6 protein-coding genes are annotated in these 5,459 nt (G+C 40.7%); 2 read left to right on the plus strand and 4 right to left on the minus strand.

What is annotated here, in order from left to right:
- The 4 genes from FP827_03785 to FP827_03800 all read right to left on the minus strand — a co-directional run.
- Positions 1 to 301 (minus strand): cobalamin B12-binding domain-containing protein (locus FP827_03785; GenBank protein ID MBA3052195.1); only part of this gene is annotated, 301 nt, incomplete at its 3' end.
- A gap of 6 nt (positions 302 to 307) precedes the next feature.
- On the minus strand, positions 308 to 1,153 hold the full coding sequence (locus FP827_03790; protein MBA3052196.1) for a glycosyltransferase family 2 protein: 846 nt from the start codon (positions 1,151 to 1,153) through the stop codon (positions 308 to 310).
- 89 nt (positions 1,154 to 1,242) lie between these two features.
- The gene (asnB, locus tag FP827_03795) at positions 1,243 to 3,180 is read right to left on the minus strand and encodes an asparagine synthase (glutamine-hydrolyzing) (GenBank protein MBA3052197.1); all 1,938 of its coding nucleotides are present in this window, start codon (positions 3,178 to 3,180) and stop codon (positions 1,243 to 1,245) included.
- Entirely contained in the window at positions 3,168 to 3,986 is an 819-nt protein-coding gene (locus tag FP827_03800) for a class I SAM-dependent methyltransferase (GenBank protein ID MBA3052198.1), read from the minus strand. The genes asnB and FP827_03800 overlap by 13 nt, the downstream gene beginning before the upstream one ends.
- A 263-nt stretch (positions 3,987 to 4,249) precedes the next feature.
- Here FP827_03800 and FP827_03805 point away from each other — a divergent pair, with 263 nt between their 5' ends.
- Positions 4,250 to 4,951: a glycosyltransferase gene (locus FP827_03805; protein MBA3052199.1), complete on the plus strand. Its 702-nt coding sequence runs from the start codon at positions 4,250 to 4,252 to the stop codon at positions 4,949 to 4,951.
- A gap of 122 nt (positions 4,952 to 5,073) precedes the next feature.
- Positions 5,074 to 5,459 (plus strand): hypothetical protein (locus FP827_03810; protein MBA3052200.1); only part of this gene is annotated, 386 nt, incomplete at its 3' end.

Raw genomic sequence — 5,459 nt, forward strand, 5'->3', positions numbered from 1 at the left:
CGTCGTTCAGCTTTTTCACAATACCGGCTGTTTTCAGGACATCCCTCATTGTGAAAGTCATGGCCGTTATACCGACTACATCCGGCGCGAAAGCCGCTATCCTTTTCTCCAGGAGAGAATAGCTCAGATGCTCGGAGGGAGCGTCAATCACAGCAATCTCGTGCGAAGAATTCTTGCGCAGATATGCGGCGATATACAGAAGCCCCAGCGGAGGATTGAAACCCCTTTCACTTTCTATGATCCGGGGATTATTCCCAAGCAACTCGTTTTCCGACGGGGGATTTATGAGGAGCAGTTTCACTTCAACTTAATTTTTGTTTTGCTTGACGACATCGGCTATAAAAGCGAGAACAAAAATCTGTATGGCCACACTTACGAGAACAGATACTGTCGCGTCAAGGATTTCGCCCATTTCCCAGGACACCCCAAAAACCACAGCCGCGATAAGAACAAAAAAAGCGCCCAGCGGCAGCAGCACTTTCAGAGGGTTGAAATAAAGAGTCGTCCTGATTATGAGCAGGATCATGTTCTTTGTATCGGAAAACGGCCGGAAGCTGGACTTTCCCGACCTTTTAAGATAGGGTATTATCTCATAATTCACTGTCATCCCGTTTGTCAGAAAAGCCGCCGTGATCGTTGTGGTGAAGGAAAATCCGTCGGGAAAATAAGAAAAGAACTTCATAGCCTGGTCTTTTTTGAAAATCCTGAGGCCCGAGTTAAGATCCGGTATTTTTTCTCCTGTCAGAAAACCGGCGAATTTGTTTATAATCCATTTGACCGGCCTTCTCAGCGGCGAAAGGTCTAGGTTCTCTCTTTTACCGACGAGCATATCCTCTCCCCTGTAGTTTTCAAGAAGTGTCCGCACGGCTTCCGGGGGGTATGTGCCGTCAGCGTCAATGATGCATATTTTTGAATATTCCGCTTTACGCAAACCCTTTTTTATTGACGCGCCGTAACCGCACTGCTTTTGGGAGTTTATAAGCCGGACCGTTCCCGGCACAAGGCCTTCGCTGCCGTCGGTAGAGGCGTCATTTATCACGATGATCTCGCTTTTTGGCACACCGCTAATCACCCCCCCCAGAGATTTTAAAAGCTCCGGGAGAGTCTCTCTTTCGTTAAAAACCGGTATTATAAAAGAAATCTCATCTATCATATTAAGCTCCTGAACAATAACCCTTGCGGGGCATTTCCCCTGCCCGATAATAATATATTTTTACGCCGCTAATGTCCACCGCGAGCGCGTCATTGGAAATCGTATGCGCCGTCAATAAAAACCCTGTGCCACAATTCCAGCATCAGGAGCGCCCAAAGGCGATAGCCATGCTGCCTCTTCCCGGAAAGATGTTCTTCAAAAAGTTTTTCGACCTCTTTAATATTGAAATAACCCCGTGAGACAGCCTTGCCGGACAGCACTATATCTATAAAATATTCCTTCCACTCATTCCTAAACCACTTGTCTATCGGAATCCCGAAACCCTGTTTACCTCTATTTATAATCGCATCGGGAAGGATATCTTCAAACGCGTCTTTCAATATCCTTTTTTGTTTCAATCCTCTTATTTTCCATGAGGAAGGGAGACTTGCCGCAAACTCAACAAGCCGGTAATCCAGAAAAGGCGAACGGGCTTCAAGAGAATTAGCCATAGACGCGACATCCATTTTTACCATGAGGCATTCCGGTAAATATGTCGTCATATCTGTATATAAGGCCCGGTCAAGTAAATCCGAAGCGGGCGCACTATCAAAAGTTTCTTCAAGATACCCGCACGCGTCATGCTCCATAGCAACCGCTTTCATTTCATCGGAGTAAATTTGAAATTTTGTTTCATTATCAAAAATACGGTGCCATATAAGATTCCGTCTGGCCGGCTTTTCTTTTAAAGCATTTAGAAATCTCTTCCCTCGTTTAAAAATATTAACGCGCCCTGCTCCTTCGGGGAGCATATTCACCATTGCTTTAAAAACTTTATCCGGGATCAGCTTAAAAGGAAAAGCTATTAACTCGGATTGTTTGAGCGCCAGATGACGCAGATAACCCCCGAAATTCTCATCGCCGCCGTCGCCGTTCAGAGCGACTGTTACATGCCTGCGGGTCTGGTTAGCCACATAATAGCTGGGAAGAGCCGAAGAATCCGCGAAAGGCTGATCATAATGCCAGACAAGTTTTTCAAGGATAGCCGTATCCTTAGGTTCAACAATAAATTCCGTATGATCGGTCTTAAAACGTTTTGCCACCGTATCAGCATATTTAAGTTCCGAAAAATCCTGCTCTTTAAAACCTATGGCGAATGTCTTGACCGGATAACTTGAAAGGGAGCTCATAATACCGACGACAACTGACGAATCTATGCCTCCGGAAAGAAACGCGCCCAGCGGCACATCCGATATCATCCTTATTTTTACCGCATCCTGAAGGATGTCTCTTATATTTTTTTTGGCTTCAGAGTAAGACAAGTTTGTTTTATTATGGTAATCCGGAGCCCAATACTTTTTACATTCCTGTTTAGCCGACGAGTCAATTGTAAGAAATGACGCGGGGGGGATACGGAAAACATTTTCAAAAATTGTCATCGGCGAAGGGATATACTGATAAGTCAGATAATAATGGATAGCTTTTAAATTGACCTTTTTTTCAAATTCCGGAACCGCAAGAAAAGATTTAATTTCAGAAGAAAAATAAAAAGATTCACCGATCTGCGTATAATACAGCGGCTTTTTCCCTGCCCGGTCCCGGGCAAGAAAAAGAAATTGTTTATTTGTATCCCAGATCGCAAAAGCAAACATACCGTTCAGCTTATTAATACAGTCGGTTCCATACTCTTCATACAGATGCGCCAGAACCTCGGTATCGCTTTTTGTTTTGAAAATATGTCCTTTCCGTATCAATTCCTCCTGTAAATTCTGGAAATTATATATTTCCCCATTACAGACTACCACTATGGATTTATCTTCATTAAAAATTGGTTGAGCGCCTGTTTCAAGATCAATTATACTGAGTCGCCTCATCCCAAGGCCAACTTCATGAGCTCTGGTCTTTGAACTTTGAACTTTGAACTTTGAACTAATGTAGTATCCCTCATCATCAGGCCCTCTATGTATAAGAAGTCGGTTCATTTTCTTCAAAACAGCGGCTTCAACCGCTTGGCCGTTAAAATTGACTATTCCGGTTATTCCGCACATACCTGTTCCTCTTTTTTGAAAACAAATTCGTTACAGCCGTATCCTTTCCTGCAGGTAATAACCTTTTTTTCACAAAAACCTCGGGATTTGAAAAATTGTATCACTTTTTCGGGAGAAGCAACTTCAAAAGGATATCCGCCTACCCAATCTATAACATCCCGCCAGGGATCCATACCGCGCGGAGATTGTTTGTAATTCTTCCATGTATAAAAAGGTTTCCCTTTTGATAAATCTTTGAAACAGGTTAAAATCCAGATTCTTATAAATGCGGGGAAAAGAATAATAAATTTAGATATGCCTGGAAGCCAATTATAAAAAAATTTAATTCCAAGCCAAACTTTGCTAGAGTACCCCTGATCATTATATAAGGCGATATATATCAGACCTCCCTTCCTAACAAGTCCGGCAGCATTGTCGCAAGCCTGCCACATATCTCCCGTATGGTGCAAAACACCCCAGCTGTAAACAATATCAAAATTCCCTAGGGAAGATATATACTCCGCATCCAAAATATCCCCTTTCTCAATCTTCCAATCCTTTGCGTGCGGAGCATATTTGCCATTAAGATATTGAACGCACTCAACTGATTCGATATCATAGTCAAAACTATAAACCCTTGCACCGAGAAGACAGGCGGCCAGGCTGAAAAGACCGCTGCCTGCGCCGGCATCCAAAAAGTCTTTATCCCTTAAGTTTTCAGCCCCCAGCATATCAGCCAGCGATTCTTTCGCTTTATCAATTCTTATATCATCTATTGATCTGACAAATTTTTTCCAATTTTTCCCAAATCTAAATTTTTTCATCATAAAATATACTCTGATTTATTTTCAAAACCGTTTTACCTTCTGTTTAACCTTCAATCACGCGTACGACGGCTAAAGATAAAAACTAAATCCAAACCATGTTTGAACTTACATATTTCTAACTCATATCCAAAACTGAAATTGATTATAGCAAAAAAACAAAATCCTGTGTGATAATGCAAACAATCTGAGATGTTGCACTATTGCGACGGGTCTTAAAAAATGATATTCTTTATCTTCGAAAGCTAAAATTAAGGATTAAGTTTATGAAAGTAACATTGGTTGTTTTGACGCTCAATGAAGTAACCGGCATGCGTACGATTATGCCCCGGATTAAAAGGGAATGGGTGGATCAGATACTAATACTCGACGGTGGTTCTACTGACGGGACAATAGAGTATGCCCGAGAAAACGGCTATTCTGTTTACATCCAGAAAAAAAAGGGAATTCGTAACGGATATATGGAGATTTATGATTTGATTGAAGGCGACGTTTTGATAACTTTCAGTCCGGACGGGAATTCCATTCCGGAGCTCATTCCTCCGCTGATAGAAAAAATGAAGAAAGGGTATGATATGGTTATTGTATCACGATATAAAGATGGAGCCAAAAGTGCAGATGATGATATTGTAACTGCTTTTGGAAATTGGATGTTTACAAGCATTATAAATATTTGTTTCGGAGTTAAATATACGGATGCTATGGTAATATACAGAGCTTATAAAAAGGAACTGATTAAAAAACTGGATTTGGATAAAGATGATACTTATCTGCCTGAGAAATGGTTTTTCACTAAAGTACCATGGGAACCAATTCTTTCGACAAAATGCGCCAAAATGAAGTTAAAAATAGGAGAAATTCCGGGTGATGAACCTCCTCGAATTGGCGGGGTGAGAAAATTGCAGATAATCAGATGGGGATGTGTCTTTTTGACACAGATTTTGCGAGAAGTATTTTTTTTGAAATAAATGGTGGCCCCCCTGTATAAAAATATATCAAAAAACAAGTTAATTGCTTTTTACGAAATACTGCTGCTGGGGATAAAAGCGAAATTTGATGAAATTGTAGATTTTGCCGGAGGAGAACAATTATGCGGAGTCTATTAAAAAAAGAAGATCTAATATCGTTTGAAAATGAAATTGCAGATTGCTTTAATAAAGCTATGATTAAGGCTCCCATACATCTCTATAGCGGTAATGAAAGTAAAATGTTGGAGGTTTTTCAGCACATTAATGAAAATGACTGGGTTTTATGTTCATGGAGAAATCATTACCAGTGTTTACTTAAGGGGGTACCCAGAGAACGATTAAAAAATGATATTTTGGCGGGGAGATCTATTTCTCTTTGTTATAAAGATTATAGAATTATATCTTCGGGAATTGTGGGGGGAATAGTTCCTATTGCAGCAGGAATTGCATTGGATATAAAAAACAAAAAAGAAAAAAATAAAGTATTTTGTTTTATGGGAGATATGAC

It is taken from the genome of Candidatus Omnitrophota bacterium, from assembly GCA_013791745.1.
GTDB lineage: Bacteria > CG03 > CG03 > CG03 > CG03 > CG03.